General features: G+C 73.2%; 9 protein-coding genes and 3 pseudogenes. 3 read left to right on the forward strand and 9 right to left on the reverse strand.

The genetic code is table 11. The annotated features are described in order from the left end of the window. Window positions 1-321: pseudogene (locus SNA_RS43535) on the reverse strand (protein phosphatase 2C domain-containing protein); the annotation flags it as partial. A 198-nt stretch (window positions 322-519) separates the two neighbouring features. On the opposite strand from SNA_RS43535, the gene SNA_RS28755 reads away from it, so the two are divergent. Next, entirely contained in the window at window positions 520-1,002 is a 483-nt protein-coding gene (locus tag SNA_RS28755) for a DUF456 domain-containing protein (protein WP_030070957.1), read from the forward strand. On the opposite strand, the pseudogene SNA_RS28760 reads toward SNA_RS28755, so the two are convergent. The 3 genes and pseudogenes from SNA_RS28760 to cqsA all read right to left on the reverse strand — a co-directional run. Then, window positions 989-2,098: pseudogene (locus SNA_RS28760) on the reverse strand (AlkA N-terminal domain-containing protein); the annotation flags it as partial. The gene SNA_RS28755 and the pseudogene SNA_RS28760 sit on opposite strands and share 14 nt — an antisense overlap. A gap of 152 nt (window positions 2,099-2,250) precedes the next feature. Further along, window positions 2,251-3,432, reverse strand: coding sequence for a ribosome small subunit-dependent GTPase A (gene rsgA / locus SNA_RS28765; protein ID WP_104532098.1), 1,182 nt, complete (start codon window positions 3,430-3,432; stop codon window positions 2,251-2,253). A gap of 215 nt (window positions 3,433-3,647) precedes the next feature. Further along, the gene (gene cqsA / locus SNA_RS28770) at window positions 3,648-4,805 is read right to left on the reverse strand and encodes an alpha-hydroxyketone-type quorum-sensing autoinducer synthase (RefSeq protein ID WP_044367496.1); all 1,158 of its coding nucleotides are present in this window, start codon (window positions 4,803-4,805) and stop codon (window positions 3,648-3,650) included. A 141-nt stretch (window positions 4,806-4,946) separates the two neighbouring features. On the opposite strand from cqsA, the gene SNA_RS28775 reads away from it, so the two are divergent. Next, window positions 4,947-5,504 (forward strand): EF-hand domain-containing protein, encoded by a 558-nt coding sequence (locus tag SNA_RS28775; protein WP_030070951.1) that lies wholly within the window; start codon window positions 4,947-4,949, stop codon window positions 5,502-5,504. Window positions 5,505-5,716: 212 nt separating this feature from the next. Here SNA_RS28775 and SNA_RS28780 read toward each other — a convergent pair whose 3' ends face one another. Next, a complete protein-coding gene (locus SNA_RS28780) occupies window positions 5,717-6,292 on the reverse strand; it encodes a PaaI family thioesterase (RefSeq protein ID WP_078970276.1) in 576 nt (191 codons plus the stop codon). Between the two features lie 499 nt (window positions 6,293-6,791). Here SNA_RS28780 and SNA_RS40625 point away from each other — a divergent pair. After that, window positions 6,792-6,989, forward strand: a pseudogene (locus SNA_RS40625) (hypothetical protein); the annotation flags it as partial. 61 nt (window positions 6,990-7,050) lie between these two features. On the opposite strand, the gene SNA_RS38705 reads toward SNA_RS40625, so the two are convergent. The 4 genes from SNA_RS38705 to SNA_RS28800 are packed head-to-tail and all read right to left on the reverse strand — an operon-like array spanning window position 7,051 to window position 17,463. Then, window positions 7,051-9,243, reverse strand: a complete 2,193-nt coding sequence (locus SNA_RS38705) for a hypothetical protein (RefSeq protein WP_052809005.1) — start codon at window positions 9,241-9,243, stop codon at window positions 7,051-7,053. Then, on the reverse strand, window positions 9,240-11,315 hold the full coding sequence (locus SNA_RS28790) for a protein kinase family protein (RefSeq protein ID WP_078970277.1): 2,076 nt from the start codon (window positions 11,313-11,315) through the stop codon (window positions 9,240-9,242). The genes SNA_RS38705 and SNA_RS28790 overlap by 4 nt, the downstream gene beginning before the upstream one ends. After that, complete coding sequence (locus SNA_RS28795) at window positions 11,312-13,867, reverse strand: hypothetical protein (protein ID WP_044367497.1); 2,556 nt, start codon at window positions 13,865-13,867, stop codon at window positions 11,312-11,314. The genes SNA_RS28790 and SNA_RS28795 overlap by 4 nt, the downstream gene beginning before the upstream one ends. Next, window positions 13,864-17,463: a tubulin-like doman-containing protein gene (locus tag SNA_RS28800; protein WP_044367499.1), complete on the reverse strand. Its 3,600-nt coding sequence runs from the start codon at window positions 17,461-17,463 to the stop codon at window positions 13,864-13,866. Before SNA_RS28800 ends, SNA_RS28795 begins: the two co-directional genes overlap by 4 nt. Window positions 17,464-17,482 lie beyond the last annotated feature (19 nt).

Genomic DNA, 17,482 nt, shown 5'->3' on the forward strand with positions numbered 1-17,482 from the left:
GGGCTCGGGCTCGGGGGGCGCGGCGGAGGGTGGGGCGGGCTCGGGCTCCGGGGGCGGTTCGGGGACGGAAGACGGAGGCGGGGCAGGGGCGGGCGACGAGGACGGCGGCGTGGGGCCCGGTGCCCGCAGCCCGGGCGGGGTGAGGGTCCGTAGCGCCGAAGCCACCCGCTCGTCCAGGCTGTCCCCCGCCGTGCACGCCCCGGCGTCAAGGACCGCCCCGGCGTCCGCCCCCTCCTCTCCGACCCCTCCGTCCCCTCCCTCCCCGTACAACTGCCGCCACCACCTGTCCTCCTGGCCGCGCCGTGCCCCCTGGTCGGTCATGGCCCGTATTGTCCCGGGCGGGGCGCCGTGGAAACAGGGCGCGCGGGCGGGTTCCGGACGGTCCGGAGGCGTTCGCCGGAGCGCGCGTCCGGGCGGCTTCCGGCAGGCTTGGGCCATGAACGAGCGCAGCGCGGGGGCCTCCCCGGCCGTAGCCCCCCGGCCAACGCTGGGAGGTGCCCCCAGGGGGAGCGCCGTCACATGAGTGTGTGGCAGCTGGTCGCCGTCGGCCTGGTCCTGCTGCTCGGACTGGTCGGGGTGCTGGTCCCCGGTGTTCCCGGCCCGCCGATCGTCTGGGCCGGTGTGCTGTGGTGGGCGATGACGGCACAGACCCGCACCGCCTGGACGGTACTGATCGCCGCCACCCTCGTCCTGCTCCTCAACCAGGCCCTCAAATGGCTGCTCCCGGCCCGCAGTCTGCACACCGTCGGCACGCCGTACCGCATCCTGTTCCTGGCCGGGACGGCCGGCATCGTCGGCTTCTTCCTCCTCCCGGTCGTCGGCGCCCCGCTCGGTGCGGTCGGCGGCCTCTACGTCCTCGAACGCCTCCGGCTCGGCAGCCACGGCGACGCCTGGGCCTCCACCCGTACGGTCATGCGGGCGGTCGGCCTGAGTGTGCTGGCCGAACTGTTCGCGTGTCTGCTCGTGGTGGGGGCGTGGGTGGGCGCGGTCATCGCGGGCTGAGCCGAGCCGCCGCGCCGTCCGTGTGCCGTACGGCCCCCGGGATGTCGCCCTGCGGCCGTATCCCGGCACGCCACAGATGGTGCAGCGCATACGCTCCCCAGGGCCGCCAGGCGTCCGCCACGCCGGCCGCCACGTCCGGGTCGCCCATCCCCCGCATCCGGATGTACGCGGCGGCCCGCGGCCCGACGCCGGGGAGCGCGGCCAGCGCCCGTTCGGCGGCGGTCCGGTCGGCGCCCGCGTCCAGGACCAGCGTCCCGTCGGCGAGCACGGTGCACAGCGCCCGCACCGGCTCCGGGACGTCCGCACCGGCCAGCTCGGCGGGCGCCGGGAAGACATGGGCGAGCCCGCCGTCCGGCGTGTCCAGCGGCTTTCCGTACGCCCGTACCAGCCCGGCGGCGCGCTCCGGCGGCCCACCGAGCACCGTGCGCACGGCCAGCTCCTCCGGATCCGCGGCCCCCGGGGAGCGCAGTCCGGGGCACTGCGCCACCAGGCGCGCAAGCAGCGGATCGGCGCCCAGCCGCTCGGCGACGGCGTAGGGGTCCGCGTCCAGGTCGAAGAGGCGGCGCAGTCGCTGTACGGCCGTCGACAGGTCCCGCAGATCGGTCAGCCGCAGTCGGCACTCCAGCCAGCCGCCGTCCCCGCCCCGGTCGGCCGGGCACACCAGCCCCGCGGGCGAGATGCGCCGCATACGGGCGCCACCGCACTCGTCGACCTCGGCGATCGCGGTGCCGTGGGCGAGCCGCAGCGTACGGCGGTAGGTGCGGCCGCCGCGCGGTCCCGGTACCTCCTCGACGCCGGGCACCGCCCGTACGGCCAGGAAGTCGAACATCTCGGCCTCGGCGCACGGGCCCCGGTAGGCCAGCCGCAGCGGGATCCCGCCGGCCGCGTTGCGCGCAGCGCCATCGGCCGCATGGCGCGCAGCGCCGCGGGTCGCGGTGCGGGCGGTGCCGCGGGATGCCGCCGCCCGCAGTTCGCTCGGTGTGCCGGCGTAGATCTCCCGCATGGTCTCGTTGAACTGCCGGATGCTGGCGAACCCGGCGGCGAACGCCGGCTCGGTGACCGGCAGCTCGGTGGTCTGCAACAGGACCCGCGCGGTCTGCACACCACCTCGTACCGGGTCTCGTCATCCATCGTTGTCCATCGTTCTCGACGCCACGGGCCCAGTGTGCGCCGTACGCGTCCGCATCACTGGCGGGATACGGACGCGACACTGAACGGCGCGGGCTGCTCCGCTACTTGGTTACTCCCTCACTCCCCACCGCCCCCGCCCCTCTTCCGCTCCATCATGTGCCGCCCGAGGGCCTGCTTCTGCTTCCAGTCCCGCCGCAGCACGGCCCGCGCCCGGGCGTCCGTCTTGGCCACGATGCGCAGATTCTCGCGCTGGAGCTTGCGGTAACTCTCCAGCCGGCGCGGGGACAACGCGCCGCTGTCGACGGCCTCCATGACCGCGCAGCCGGGCTCCGCCCCATGCGCACAGTCGGCGAACCGGCACCGCTCGGCCAGCGCCTCCACATCCGAGAACGTCCGCGCCAGCCCTTCCTCGGCGTCCCACATCCCCACGCCCCGCAGACCGGGCGTATCGATCAGCACGCCGCCGCCCGGCAGCACCAGCAGATCCCGTGTGGTCGTGGTGTGCCGCCCCTTGCCGTCCCGGTCGCGAATCGCCCGTACGTCCTGGACGTCGGCCCCGACCAACGCATTGGCCAGTGTGGACTTGCCCGCGCCGGACCGCCCGAGCAACACCGACGTACCCCCCGCGACGACCGCGGCCAGCACCTCGACCCCCTCCCCGGCGGCCGCACTGACCGCCAGCACCTGCACACCGGGAGCCGCGTCGGCCACATCCGCGACCAGATGCCCGAGCCCCGCCGGATCCGCCACCAGGTCCGATTTGGTCAGCACCACCACCGGCTGGGCGCCGCTCTCCCAGCCCAGCGAGACGAAGCGCTCGATACGCCCCAGGTCCAGCGCCTCCGCCAGCGATACCGCGATCACCGCATGATCGACGTTCGCCGCGAGAATCTGTCCCTCGGACCGCTTGGACGACGTGGACCGCACCATCGCCGTACGCCGCGGCAGCAACGCCCGTACGACACCGTCGAGATGGTCGCCCACGCGGCCGTTCTCGACGTCGATGACGGCCCAGTCACCGGTGCACGGCACCCGCATCGGGTCACTGGTCGCCACCAGCGCGGTGTCCGCCAGTGCGGTCCGGACACCGTCGCCTTCGGCCACGACCGCATCCACCCGCCCGCGGTCCACGCGGACGATACGGCCGGGCACGAACCCCTGCCCGGCAAAGGGGGTGAAGCTCTCCGCGAACCCGTCGTCCCAGCCATAGGCGGTCAGCGGGTGCGCAGCAGCAGAGATATTGGCGTTGAACAACGCAAGGGCCCTTCGAGAAGGAGCGGCCCCGGCTGCGCGCGCCATGCGCGGCACACTGAAGGAAAGTCGAGTCAGCCGGAGACCACGGGAATGGAATTGATGATCTTCTGGATGCGGGCAGCGCCCATCGCCATGACAGTCATCAGTACTCACCTCCCGGATTGCTCAACAGCAGACGAAGACGGCGTACGACCGCCGTCCCCAATGACAACGACCCTAGACCGGCCTCGCGCTGCGGCGCCAATGATTTTCCGCGCCGGCTAGTCCAGCGCTGCCCGGCAAGCGGACACCAGCCTCTGGCCGTCCGAGTCGGTCAGCCCGGCGTTGAGTGACAGCCGCACCATGGAGCGCCGCCGCACCGTCGCAGGAGGGCAGAACACCGAACCGAACACCCCATGCCGCTCCAGTTCGTCACGCAGCTTCATGACCTCCCGCTCCCCGCCCGCTTCGACGGCGATGATCTGGCTGCGTGAACCACGGAGGTTCAGCCCCGCGTCCGTCAGCCCGTCGCGCACCAGAGCCGAGACCGCGTGCAGCTGATCACGCCGCCACTGCTCGCCCCGTACGACATCGAGGGCTGCGGCGAGCCCGGCCACGTCGTGGGGCAGCAGGGTGGAGCTGAAAATCGCGGGGTACGAGGCCATCTTGAAGTAACGCGTGAATTCCGGCTCGCCGGAAGCGATGAATCCGGCCCGTCCGGCAAACGCCTTGGAAAGGCTCGCGGTGATGAAGTGCACCCGGTCGGAGATACGGAGTTCCGCCGTCATTCCCGCGCCTCGCGGACCGCAGGTGCCCAATGAGTGCGATTCGTCGACCACCAGAACGCAGTCGTCGGCAGACGCGATTCCCGCCACCTCGGCGAGCGGGCAGACACTGCCGTCGGTGCTGTAGATCGAGTCGACCAGGATCACCCCACGGCCGTATCGGGCGATCATCCGTGCCAGGTGGTCCGGATCGTTGTGGCGGAAGGGGTGCAGCGGAGCCTTTGCCGAACGGGCCCCGGACCACAGGGACATATGGGCGAGCATGTCGATGTAGACGGGGGTGTCCGGCCCCGCGATCGTCTGGAGCAGTCCGGTGTTGGCCGCCCAGCCCGACTGGCACAGGATTCCGGCCCGATAGCCCACATGGCCGGCCAAGCTCTGTTCGAGCGCCAGCTGCGGATCACCGTCGTCCAGCAGCGTGCCCGACATCAAGGTGGTGTTACCGCACGCTGTCAGGGCTTGCGTCATCGCTCCGGTGATCCGCGGGTCGCGCGCCAGTGCCAGGTAGTCGTTACTCATCACGCGCAGCGCGTCCGCACCCGGCACCGCCCCGGCGAAAATCCATCTGCCGTCCCATGTGTCCCGCACCCGGGCCGAAGAGAAATGCTCCATGCGTTCCCGGAATCCAGCCGGAAGCCGAGGATTTTCGCTCATTCTTTCCCTTTGTCAACTAGCCAGAGAGTCGTTCCGCCGTCCGGACGATGAGATACACGCCCCACACGCGGCATCATTCTTCCCGGCGCGCTCTTCAACAGCGCCCAGCCGACGGTGGATTCGACCTTCGAGGTGAGATGCATGACAACAGTTGACGGAGTTCTGGACCGAAAGTTGGACCGGGTGTACGCGATGCTCGCCGCCGACCGTGAAGGCGGGATCGTCGAGAGCGAAGTGCTGTCTCTGGCCGACAATTTGGGTGCCGCCTTCGGCCTGCCCACGGACGCTCCCAAGGTCAGCCGACTTCGGTCCGCCTTGGCGGAGCTCTGGCAAGCGGACGTGCGGCACATGGACACCGACGGCAACGGCCTTGTGGACCGCGAGGAGTTCATCGTCGGCATGCGCCGCTCGGCCGCCCACGACCAGGAGAGCTACCTTCGGCGGCTCGGCGCAATGGTCGACGCATGGATGAGCATTTGCGACGCCGACGACAACGGCGTCATCGACCAGCAGGAGTTCACCACCATGTACGCCCGCACCCTGGGCGCTTCTCCTGCCGACCTCGCAGTGGCCTTCGCCAAACTGGACCTGGACGGTAACGGCACGCTCGACAGCCAGGAAATCCGCAAGGCCACCGAGGAGTACTACACAAGCGAGGACCCCGAGGCTCCGGGCAACTGGCTCTTCGGCCCCTTCTGATCGGACTCAAGGTCCTTGCGCCACCACTCCCGGCCGCTCCGGCTCCTGGCCCGCTTGCCCGGGACGGATCCGAGGGCGCTTCCCTCGGCAGGGAACAGCGGATCCACCGGGGACTCCGTCCTGACCTCGCAGCAGGCGACGGAGACGGGAAGAATTCGCCGGAGCCCCCCTCCCCCGGCCGGGCCGTCGCTTCCCGTCTCCGTTCCATGGGGCTAGACCTGCGGGGGGAGGGTGAGCCAGAGGGCCTCGGTGCGCGCGCACAGCTCACCGTCGCGGGTGGCTATCGCGCTTCCCACCATGTGCTTGCGGCCCGATTTCGAGATGACCCAGCCGAAGGTGACATGGTCCTCGCCCAGGACGACGGGCTTGGTGACGGTCGTGGCCATGTAGGCGGTCACCGTCTCGTGCGGTGCGTCGCTGAACAGTCGGCAGGCCCAGCCGCCGGGACAGTCCAGTGCCCCCCATACCTGTTCGGCGGCCAACGTCGCACCGCCCTGGCCGAGTTCGGGATCCGGCGTCCAGGGGGCGACCACCATGCGTCGCTCGGGAAGCTGCGAGAAGTTCTGCCGCAGCCCCTGGCCCGGCGCCCGGTCTCCGCCGCATCCGTAGCAGTCGCGGGTGGTGAACGGGGAGTCCGTCAGGGGATGCCGCTTCGCGGCCGCGACCGCGTCGTCCCAGGAGGGAACGGACGGCGGCAGGGCCACCTCGTCGCATTCCTGGGCCGTGAGAAACACCCCCTCCGCATCGGCCAGTTCGTACCCCTTGTCCTCGGTGCTGCGCAGGGGCACGGGAGAACCTAGCGGCATCGGCCGGCGGAAACTCACTTTCACCGAAGCGGCGGAAAGATTCCGCGAGAGGATCCCTGCCGCATAGCCGCCGAACCCCACGCCCGGAAAACCGTAGACGTGCGGGGGTATCACCACTTCCACCGAATCCTGCGGTCGGTCGTGCGCCACTGGTTGACTCCTTATGTCGCTGTGCCTCGTGTTCGCTGACGTGCTGGGAGCATGCCGGAAGTTCCGGGGCCAGCGGCCGAAAACGCGCTCAACATAAGTGCGCGGAGCGCGTAAAGGCAGGGACGACCGACGGCACTCATGGGGAGATGAGCACAACTCATCGCGGTTGACCGGCAGTTCGGCACATGGTCGGCTGAACTCCGCCCGGCATGGGGACGAGGGACAGCCCCCTCGCCCGTGCCGCCGGGTCCTGCCGGTCGGCCCCCCGGAACATCCTGGCTGCCGCCGTCGAGGGCTCCCAGGTGGACTTCGCCACCGCGCAGACCATCGAGGCGCGCCCGCATGGACCGGCGGTGTCCTCCAGTACGTCAACGGATACCAGGGTGGGCCAGGGTCGGAGGACCGCGTCGGGCTCCCCGGCTTCGTGGCACGGGCACGCGCGCTCGCCGCCACCTACGGCGAACGGTTCACGCCGCCCGCCCTGCTGGTCGAGAAGGCCGAGAAGGGCGAGCGGTTCGGAGACGGCTGACGTAGCGCGCTTCGGTACGTCGGGGTCATGTGCCGGGTCGGACGCCGGGTCATGCGCCGGGTCAGACGAAGATCACCACCAGCGCGATCAGTACCAGTACGGCGATCACCACGACGAAGGCCCCCACCACACAGCCGGGATGGTCCGTCAGCCCACCGAATCGGGACGGGAAGGCGGGGGGTTGTGGTGGCATGGCCAGGGACTCCGAGGGAGCGAGGGGCACCGGGTCGGCGTGGGCCGGCCGGGGAGCGGCGGGTGGCTCGGCGTCTCTCCGGCTGATGACGTCGCGCAGAATCTGCTGCCACAGGGCGGGCGGGAAGTCCGGGGCCCGGCCGTTGCGGGGCGCGATCACGCTCTCCCGGAGCCACTCGCTCGCGGCGGGGCGGCGGTCCAGGCACATGCGGTGCAACAGCTCCTGCACCTCGCGCAGATGGCGTTCGTGACCGGCCACCGGGGCGACGGCCCAGCCGAAGAGGTCGGCCGCCCGACCGGCCGGGGCCGTCCTCGAAGCGAGCCCCGCGCCCTGCCCGTTCAGGGTGAAGTACTGGCCGTTGCGGAGCACCTCCGTGCACAGCTCATGCCGCATGGCCATCGGGCGCACCTCCACGCGGCGCTCGTCCCCGAGCTCGTCCAGCAGCAGTTCCTCGGAGTCCGGCGACAGCTCGCGGGAGCGCAACTCGTCCAGGAGCAGATCGTCGGACAGTGCCCGCAGGCGCTCCGCCAGCCGCCTGCGCTGCGTGAGGTCCCCGCGCCGGTACAGGCACAGGTCCCCGTGGAGTGCGCGTGCGTCGTGGGGCGCCGCCGCGGGATGGCCGGCGTCGGGCGCCGGTCCCCAGGTGGGGGACGAGTGCGGGGAGCGCGGAGGTGTCAGGGACGGCTCGGGCGCGGGTGGCGCCGGGGGCGGAGACGGCGGTACGGGCGCAGACGGCGGTACGGGCGCAGACGGCGGTACGGGCGCAGACGGCGGTACGGGCGCGGCCATCGGCGCGGGAGAGGCCGGCTCGGGTGGGGGCGTGGTCCGCCGGTCCGTGAGCGGGACGGCCGTGGGCGGGGCGGCCACCGGCGGGGCGGCTGGGGGCTGGGCCCGCTGCGGCTCCGGATCCGGAAGGCGAGGCAGGCCCAGCTGCGGCTCCGGATCCGAAAGGCGGGGCGGGCCCGACTGCGGCTCCGGATCCGAAAGGCGAGGCGGGCCCGACTGCGGCTCCGGATCCGAAAGGCGGGACAGGCCCGACTGCGGCTCCGGATCCGGAAGGCGGGGCGGGGAGGCCACCGGGGCGGTGCCGGCCCGGCGGTCGGCGTCCAGGATCTCCTTGAGCAGAGTCCGCCGCCGCGCCCAGTCCAGCCCCGCCCCGCCCCTGAGCCGCTCGACCAGCTGCGGCACACCGGGGTCGTCCTCCGGGTGCGCCAGCAGGTGTTCGACCAGCAGGTTCGCGGCCCGGTGCTCGAACTGCGGCTGGGCCGGCCGGCGGACCATGACCCGGGCCAGCGGGCTCGGCCCGCCCGCGTCCGGTTCCCAGCGCGGTACGCACATCAGCCGCAGCGGATGGGTGTCGACCGTGTCGTACGTGGCGAACGTCCACTCGTGCCCCAGCCAGGAGCCGAAGAGCAGGAACAGGCCCAGGTAGACCAGCGGTGCGGGGTCCCGGCCCGGCCGGCCGGACGGCTCGTCCTCGTCCTCGTCCATGAGCAGCGATATCCGCCGGGACGGATCGCGCAGCCACTCCGCGGTGACCAGGATCAGCGGGTGCTGGACCGTCGGCAGCCGCTCCGCCATCTCCGGCAGCCACCGGCGGGCCAGCGCGTCGAGCTCCGCGCACTGCACCGGCCGCAGTTCCCCGGTGGCCTCCTCGGCGGACTCCCTGTACCCCCAGCCGCCGTACGCGAGTCCGAGGCACTGGCGGGTCTTCAGGGTCCCCGCTTCGCCGATCAGGACGTGGCTGACCGTGCTGGGGCGGCCGCCCCGGTCGGTGGTCGGCCAGCGCTGGACGAGCATCACCTCACCGTCGCGGGAGACCGTGCGCACCACGCTCGGCCGGGGGGCGGCCGCACCGGACACCCACAGCAACGGCCCCAGTTCCCGGCCCAGTTCCTCGGCGCGCTCGGCCGCGCAGGAGTGGGCGACGGCCTTCATGCCGGTGCCCTGGCGGCCCTGGTTGCCGTCCCAGCGGAAGACCACCTGGTGCACCTCGTCCATGGGTCCGCCGGTGTCGACCGGCGGCCGGTGGAACGGTCTGCGCTCCTGGAAGTCCCTCATGTCGCTTCCCCTCCCCCGGATCCCCCGGGTCCCACGGCGAACGCCTCGGCGCCGCCCGGCACTTCGATCAGCCCGTGCATGGCCAGCAGCGACAGCAGCGGCTCCAGTACGCGCCGGGGCCCCGCGCCGGCCGGATAGCGGCCGTGGTCCTCCTGGCCGCCGGTGGCCGATGCGATGTGCAGGGTGCAGCGGCGGATCGCGTCGAAGGGGCGCAGCCACGCCTGGCCCGCGTGCCGGCGCAGCAGCCCGTAGACGTCCCGGCTCTCCGCGCGCACCCGCGCGGGGTCGAGCGAGGCGGGCGGCGCCTCGCCCAGCCACCGGTCGACGGGCGGCTGGAACCGCAGCAGGTCGGCCTTGCCGAGCACCATCGCGGCCGCCACCTCCAGATACGGCCCGGACTTGGGCAGCCGGTCCAGGACCGTGCCGAAGGCCAGATCGCCGTCCCGGTTCACCTCCAGGCCCCAGCGTTCCCGGGCGTGGTCCAGCTGTGGCAGCGGCAGCGCCAGCGCCGGGTCGACGACGAAGACCATGGCGTCGACGCCGAGCAGGAAGCGCAGCGCCGCATCGGTCCGTACGAGGTCCTCGCCGCCGAGGTCGAAGAAGGCGACCGGCCGGGTCTGCCCGCGGGCGTCGGTGAGCAGAAGGGACTCCACGAAGCGCGCGAAGCCGTCCAGGCCGAGGCCACCGGTGTGGTCCAGCACCCTGCCGTTGCGCAGCGGCTGCACGCGTTCCCGTACGAACCGCGCGTGCTGCTCCGGGTTGACGGACTGCCACTTCAGGCCGAACGGCTCCAGACCGCCGTCGGTGATCTCGGCGATCATCTGGGTCAGCAGATGGCTCTTGCCGGTGGAGGACTGGCCGACCATCGCGACCGTCAGCGGACGGCCGTAGGTGAGGTAGGGCACCGGGATGAAGTGCTCGGGGAAGTCCGGGTCCGCGGTGCACTTCTGGACGGCGGAGCGCATGACGTCCTGGCGCCGCAGGGCGTTGCCCAGGCCCGAGACGTCCAGCGGCTGGTACTGCATCTTGCTGTCGGTGACGAACAGCGAGGTGAGGTCGAGCTGGAGGGGCTCCAGGCAGTACGGGCAGAGCGTCTCGGCGTTGCCCCGCTTCTGGCCCGCCCCGGTATCGCCGGGCGGCTCGGCGGCGGCCGCCTTCCGCTTGAGGCGCAGCGCGTTCTCGTACGCCTTGTGGTGCGGGCGTGTGTCGTCGGCGGCGGGGGTGAGTGTGAGGCGTTCGGCGGCGCCCGGAGCCAACAGGTCGAGCAGCCGGGCGGGCGTCGGCCGGTCGGCCGCGAGCGGGGCGAACGCGCCCGGCAGCGTCCCGGCGAGCACCCGGTGCCCGGCCAGGTCGGCGGGCGCCCGGTCGGCGGGGCCGGGCCGGCCGGTCACCAGCTGGTAGAGCACCTGGGCGGCGCTCCACACCGCGTCCCGGGAGTCGACCAGGCCCTCGCCCCGGCGCTGTTCGGGCGAGCAGTAGGGCGCCCGGCCCCACCGGACCCTCGGCCGTCCGGCGCGGGCCACCCCCTCCAGCCCCCACAGCTGGACCGAGGTCCCGTCCCAGAGCACGGTGGCGGGCGAGATACCGCGCAGGACCAGGCCCTGGCCGTCCAGCACGCTCAGCGCCAGCAGCAGATCGCGGGCGAAGACCCGCTGATCGCTCGCGGACATCACATGGGTGCGCGCGGCGGCGGTGCCGCGGGGCGCGGCGTAGAGCAGGAACGGCTCGGCGGCGTCGAGTTCGTAGCCGATGATCTCCGGGAAGAGCGCGGCGAACTCCGTGTCGTCGAGCACCCGGTGCAGATGCAGGGCGGTGCCCGCCTCCGCGTCCAGCAGGGCGCGCGCCGCGGGGTTCGCCGCGTCGGCGGCGGTCAGCCGCACCTGGACGAACTGCTGCCCCTCGTCGTCGAGCAGGCCGTTGCGGATCCGCTGGGGCAGCAGCGGATCGCGGCGGGATTCGCGGCCCAGGCGGACCGGGGCGGTGCGGCGCCGTCCCGAGGGGGCGGTGAAGGCGAGCGTGGTCCGCTGCGCGCTGCCCGGCTCGGCCACGTCGGAATGCGAGGTGCTGGTCACCAGCGGTCGCCGTCCCTTCGCTCGTACGCGTCCACGGGGTCGGGGCTCTGGCGGGGCCGGACGGTGTCCACCACGCCCATGCGCAGTGGGGTGAGCCGGATCAGCCCGGCGTAGCGCCCCGACGCCGTCCACAGCGCCTCGTGCGGCTGGCCCGACCCGCTGGTCCGCCAGGCTTTTTCGACCTCGCCGCGCACGGCTTCGGGGGCGAATCTGAGCCACACCGCCGCCGCCGGATCGCGGTTGAGCAGCGTGCCCTGCTCGGGTGAGGACAGCTGCACCACGGCCTGCCGGTCGGCCTCCGCGCCGACGAGTTCGGCCACCCGCTGCGGGTCGGTGCCCAGCAGGCTCGCCGAGGTGGCGCGGGTGCGGTGGGCGGCGGCGAACGGGGGCGGGGCGAGCACCCCGTTGCGCTGGAGGTGCAGGCGGGCCGTCGAGAGCAGTTCGTGGACCCGTTCCTCGGTGCGCCGGACGGCGTGGGCGCCGGCCTGGCCGCGTTCGACGGCACCCCAGTAGGGCGCCATCGCGACCACGGCGGCGTCCGTCAGATCACCGGCCAGGGTGGCGACCAGCTCCGGTCCGCCCTCGCCGCTTTCGCGGTCCAGCCAGCGCGGGGTCCCGGCGGTGCGGTCCGCCCACGGGTCGGCGGGCCGGGCGGTCTCCTTTTGTTCGGCGGACTCGTCCCAGGAGGGCCCGTCGTCCCAGGCGTAGGCGCCGGCCCAGTCGCCGTCGGCGTCGTCGGAGGCGGGGAGGGACTCCGTCTCCAGGGCCGAGGCGCTGGAGAGCCAGTCGTCCGCGGCGGGCGGCTCGGTGCCGGACGTGCCGGGGACCGTGGGCCGCTCCGGCTCGGGCACCGCCTCGGCGTCCGCGGCGGCGGCGGTCGCCCGCAGCATGCCGGCCACGGACCGGGCGGCGTCGGCGCAGTACAGGCGCTCGTCGGCGGCCCAGTGCTCGCGGACCGCCTCGGCCAGCAGGGCGTCCAGGCCGTCGAGCGCCCGGCGCAGCACGGCCGTTCCGTGGCCCTCGGCCCAGGCGTCGGCCGCCATGCACCACAGACGGCGCGCCGTCTCCGCCGCGGCGCACAGGGCCACCGGCCATGCGGTGCCGCTCAGCCAGAGCGGCGGATCGGTCGCGTAGGCCACCGCCACTCCGGCCACCGCGCCGCCGAGCGCCGCGGCCCAGGGGCCCACGCCCCAGCGGCCCGGCCGTCCCGCGCCACGCAGCCGGGCCGCGCCGAGCGCCGCCAGACCGAAGAACACCAGCGGAACGACCAGCGCCAGGGGCAGAAAGGGGCCCTGCCACAGCGCGCCCAGAAGCCCCGTCAGGGCGGCCACCGGCAGCGCGGCCGCGGGTTGTGGCAGCGGGCCGTCGGCCGCCGCGGACCGCCGGGCCACCGCGTCGGCGGAGTGTTCGGCGAGCCTGGGCAGCAGCGCCGAACCCGGTACCGGCTCCACCCGTCCGGCCAGCCCGGTGAAGCGCTGGGCGACCGCGCGCAGCGCGAGCCCCTGCCCCAGCAGCTTCCCGGCGAACTCCCGCAGGCCCTCGCCGATCCGCTCGCCCACGCCCTCGGCCGAGGGCACCCGCAGGCCGAGGGCCGCGAGCCGGGCCGCCGTCTCGGCGGCCGACGGTACGGTGCCGGAGCCGGAGCCGCTGTGCAGCGCCGTGCCGACGAGGTCCCGGTAGTCGTCCAGCGCCTGGCGCGCCCGGTCGAGGTCCGCCTCGAACGCGATCCGGCGGCCGGGCCGCAGCAGCCCCGGGACGGCCCGCAGTCCGGCGAGCGCGTCCTCGGCCTCCACCAGGGCGTCGGCGCAGGCGCGATACGCGTCCTCGGCCACCCCGGCCGTCTCCCGGTGCCGCACACCGCGGCCGCCCCGGCCGGCCACCAGCCCGCGCAGCGGCTCGGGCAGATCCGCGGCGGACCAGCCGGCCGCCGGCAGATCCGGGCCGAGGGCGGTGTCCTCGCCCGCGAACCGGGTGAGCGCGTCGCGCCAGGCCCGGTCGCGCACCTCCGGCGGCAGGTCCTGCTCCAGCAGCCGCACGCCGGGCGCGGCGACGGCCTCGGGCAGCGACCCGAGGTCGTCGAGCACCCGCAGGAAGACGTCCGGGACCGACAGCAGGTCCACCAGGACCGCCAGTGCCGCCGGGTCGTCGGGTTCGGGCCGCTCCAGCGCCGTGGCGGCGGAGCGCAGATCGCCCGCCCACAGCAGGGCGGTGCCGGAGGCCCGCAGCATCGCGGGCCGCACCAGCCGCCGGTCCGGCTCGTACGCCTCGTCCTGGCCGGCGTACGCTCCGGGCGCGCTGCCCACCAGCAGGACCAGCATCCTGACCTCGCCCAACGCGCGGTAGGAGGCGAGCAGTTCGTACTGCCGCTGGTGGTCGGTCAGCCCGGCCGGGGTGTCGACCACCAGGAACAGCGGGTGGTCGGGTTCCGGCAGTCCGGCCCGGCCCAGCTGCCGGGCGACCTTGGCGCGCAGGGCCGGGGCGGTGTCGAGGGCCGCCGCCCCGCTGCGCAGGTCCAGGTGGACGACGGCGCCGATCTCCTCGGGCGGGATCACTCCGCATCACCGTCCCAGGGGTTGCGGCCCGAGCGGTCGCGGTCGCGGTCGCGGTCACCGTGCGGGCCGGGGTCGCCGGGGTCGTCCCACGGTGCCCACGGCCGGTCGGCGCCGGCGGAATCGGCGGAGTCGGCGTGGCCGTTGACCCGGTCCCGGTCCGCGAGGGGCCGCCGGGCGCCGTCACCGGACGCCTCGCGGTCGCGGTCGCGGTCGCGGTAAGCGTCACCGTGAGCGTCGTTGCGGGCATCGCTGCGGGCGTCGTTGCGGGCATCGCTGCGGATGTCGCTACGGGCGTCGCTGTAGGCACCGTTGTAGCCGTCATCGTCGCCATCGCCATCGCCATCGCCATCGCCGTCGCCGTGCCCGGCCCGCGGCGCGGTGCCCCAGTCGTCTTCCTTCGGCGCGGCCCGCCGGGGCTCCCGCAGCTCCTTGCGCAGGCGCGGCTTCGGCGCGCCGCCGCGTACGTGCTCCAGCAGCGTACGCAGGGTCGGCTGAATGGCGCGCTGGTCCCCGAACTCGGTGTCCAGTGCGGCCGGCAGGGTCTCGGCCCAGAACTCCCACAGCGGCCGCACCCAGCCCTCGACCCGCTCGCCGCCGCGCTCGCGGCGCTCCTCCAGCAGCTCCAGCTGGCGCGGGGCGATCTTCTCGACCAGCTCGACGAAGAGCGGATGCGGATCGCTGCCGCTCCTGGCGAGCCCCACCGGCTGAGTCCCCATCAGTTCGCGGCAGTAGTCCTCGACGATCCGCTCGTCGTCGAGGACCGTCCAGCGTTCGTACGAGCGCAGCAGCTCCGCCCAGCTGGAGACGCCGCCGGGGAAGTCGCCCAGCCGCAGCCGGACGCCGGGCACGTTCTCGCCCGTCTCGGGGAACAGCCGCAGCCGCACCCGGTCGGGCGAGGCGGTGTCGCCGTCCACCACGTCCACCTGGCCGTTCCACATACAGCACAGCAGCCGGTGCAGGATCGCGCGCCGGTCCTCCTCGCAGCTGACCATCCAGCTGTCCCGGAAGCCGAGCCGCTGGCGCCACCGCAGGACGTCCTGGGCCTGCTCGGAGTCCTTCGCCCTGGCCCACTGGCGCAGCACCTTGCGGGCCTCGGGCACCTGGGTGAGGCTCATCTCGCTGCGGAAGAGGACCACGGTGATCGAATCGCTCTCCACCCCCCGGTATTCCACCGAGTTCTTGGCGTCGGAGGGCAGCCGCAGCGCCTTGCCGAGGTACTCCTGCACCTCGTCGACCGCCTGGACGCGCGGGTAGGTGACGAGCACCCGCAGCGGTCCGGTGCCCTCCGGGGTGAAGCCCACCGGCAGCAGCCCGGTCAGCTTGCGGCCGAAGAGGTCGAGCGCTTCCTTGCTGACCTGTTCGGTGGCGTCCGCATCGCCCGCCGCGGCGGCCAGCAGGGTGCTCATGGACGGCAACAGCGGGCGCTCCTCCAGGTGTTCGCCGCTCTCCGCGAACAGTCGGGTGATACGGCCCTCCAGCTGTGCCTTGACGACCGCCACCGCGCTGTCCGGGTTACGGCGGCTCTGCGCATGCACCGAGCGCCAGGTGTCCCCGTCGATCATCTTGAGCAGCAGCGTGGCCTCGTCGTCGTGCTCGCGCAGCCCCTCCCGGCGGATCAGCCGGGTGACCAGGTCCTCGTAGAAGTGGTTGAGGGTGCGCTGCGGCGGCAGCAGGTACGAGATCCCGGTGCGGTCCTCGTAGAGCTCCAGGCCCTTTTGCGCGGAGACCTTGCGTTCCTGGTCGGAATGCTTGCGGAAGCCGTTCACCAGCCTCCCGAGGTCCATCCCGGCCGCATCCGCCTGGGACTGCCAGCGCTGCTGCTGCTCCCGCCACGCCTCGTGCCACACGATCCGGCTGCGCCACTGGTACCAGAGGTCCTGCTGCTGGAGGGCGGCCTGCACGTCGTCGTCGCCCCAGCGGGCCGGGGACATCCCCGCCATCCGGCCCTTGATCCGCGGCGTCTTGGGCGGCTGGTCGCTGATCCCCGGGGGCCGCTGGGGGGCGACGGAGCGGCTGGCGAGCATGCCCAGGAAGCCGAGCCGGGCGATCGCGTCGTCGCTGTCCGGGACGCCGCGCACGACGCGCTCGGCGAGGAAGGGGTCCACGCTCTGGAGGAGCTTGTCGATGGCCGGGCGCGGCGCGAACCGGTCGGCCATGGAGGCGGCCTGACGGTCGGCGAGGGACTGGAGGTCGGTCAGCAGCCGCTGCATGTCCGCTATCCGTTCGCCCAGCGCCTGCTCGATGGCCTTGCTGCCGCGCGGCAGCGGATCGGGCTCCGGTACGGGCAACTGGCGGCGTTCCCAGAGCTCTTCGAGGTGGGAGTCGGCGAACAGCTGCCGGATCAGCGGCACCGCGGACTCCCGCAGCGTGGTGCGCGGCCGCTCCACGAGATCGGTGACCGCCTCCCGCAGCAGCCGGCCGGCCACCAGGTCGGCCAGCTGGTCCATGGGGGCGGTCATGGAGGCCACCAGGCTGGTGGAGACGCCCTGCCGGCCGATGCCGGTGGGCGACATGGCGCTGCGGTGCACCCCGCGGTTGATGAAGCTCGCGGCGAACGTCTGGAAGTCGTCGTCGGCCGCCGTCATCCGGCCCCGGGAGCGGCCGTCGCCCAGCTCGGTGCCGATCAGCGACATCACCAGGGAGACGATGGATCGGCGCAGGTCGTCCTGGCGGATGCCGGCGGTCGGGCTGAAGAGGAACGCGGTGGGCAGAATGCCGGTCCGCAGCCGGATCGGGGTGGTGCCCGGGTAGCGGATGCCGAGCCCGGAGTCATGGTCCAGGTCGCCGATCTCCGCCCCCTCCGTCGGCGCGTTCTGCCCGTCCACCAGCCGGAACAGGTCCACCAGTGCACGTGCCGCGTTGAGGTCCGCCTCCCGTCCGCCGCCGGCCGACGAGGAGAACGAGGACGGCATCACGACCAGCGGATAGATCTTCACCCCGTCGAACCGGCGCATTTTGAACGCCTGGTTGATCAGGTGCAGATAGTCCAGGAAGATCCCGGCGCCGGTGCCGCCGGCCACCGAGAAGGCGACGAACACATCGCAGCCGTTGACCTTGCCGCCGCCGAGTTCGCTCAGCTCACCGGCCGACTTGGCGATGGCGTCGATCGCCTGCAACAGCGGCTCCAGGACCGGGGCGAGGCTGTGCCGGAGCGTGGCGAACAGGGCGGCGCGCCCGACGGTGGGCAGCTGGCCCGCGCCGTTGTGGAGCGGGGTGACCTTGGGCTCGTCGATGCGCGGCGGCAGCCAGTCGGCGACCTCGTCGCGCAGGCTCGCCCGGAGCATCTTGGTCACTTCCGGTGAACTGTCGAAGTTCGGCAGCAGGTTGTGGGTGGCCCGGGAGGTACGGGCGTAGGCGGCCCGCAGCGAGGGGTCCACGTTGAACTGCGGCAGCCGCTGGAGGTCGGATTCGCTGTAGTCCGCGTACACGAACTGGAGGCAGTCGGGGAGCTGGTAGGGAGCGTGGCCGCTCAGATGGCTGAGGGCGACGCCGTCCGGACCGCACAACTCGGCGCGCAGCTTGCGTTCCAGTTCGGCGCCGACCAGGCCGCCGGTGCCGCCCAGGCCGACGAAGAGCATCGGCTGGAAGATTTTCATGGGGTGCCTCCCGCTTGCG

It is taken from the genome of Streptomyces natalensis ATCC 27448 (assembly GCF_000935125.1).
Taxonomy (GTDB): domain Bacteria; phylum Actinomycetota; class Actinomycetes; order Streptomycetales; family Streptomycetaceae; genus Streptomyces; species Streptomyces natalensis.

What these genes read in the sequence shown, in the direction of transcription:
- SNA_RS28800 (WP_044367499.1), bottom strand. Translation starts at nt 17,463, where the DNA reads ATGAAAATCTTCCAGCCGATGCTCTTCGTCGGCCTGGGCGGCACCGGC.
- cqsA (WP_044367496.1), bottom strand. Translation starts at nt 4,805, where the DNA reads ATGAGCGAAAATCCTCGGCTTCCGGCTGGATTCCGGGAACGCATGGAG.
- rsgA (WP_104532098.1), bottom strand. Translation starts at nt 3,432, where the DNA reads ATGGCGCGCGCAGCCGGGGCCGCTCCTTCTCGAAGGGCCCTTGCGTTG.
- SNA_RS28775 (WP_030070951.1), top strand. Translation starts at nt 4,947, where the DNA reads ATGACAACAGTTGACGGAGTTCTGGACCGAAAGTTGGACCGGGTGTAC.
- SNA_RS38705 (WP_052809005.1), bottom strand. Translation starts at nt 9,243, where the DNA reads ATGAGGGACTTCCAGGAGCGCAGACCGTTCCACCGGCCGCCGGTCGAC.
- SNA_RS28755 (WP_030070957.1), top strand. Translation starts at nt 520, where the DNA reads ATGAGTGTGTGGCAGCTGGTCGCCGTCGGCCTGGTCCTGCTGCTCGGA.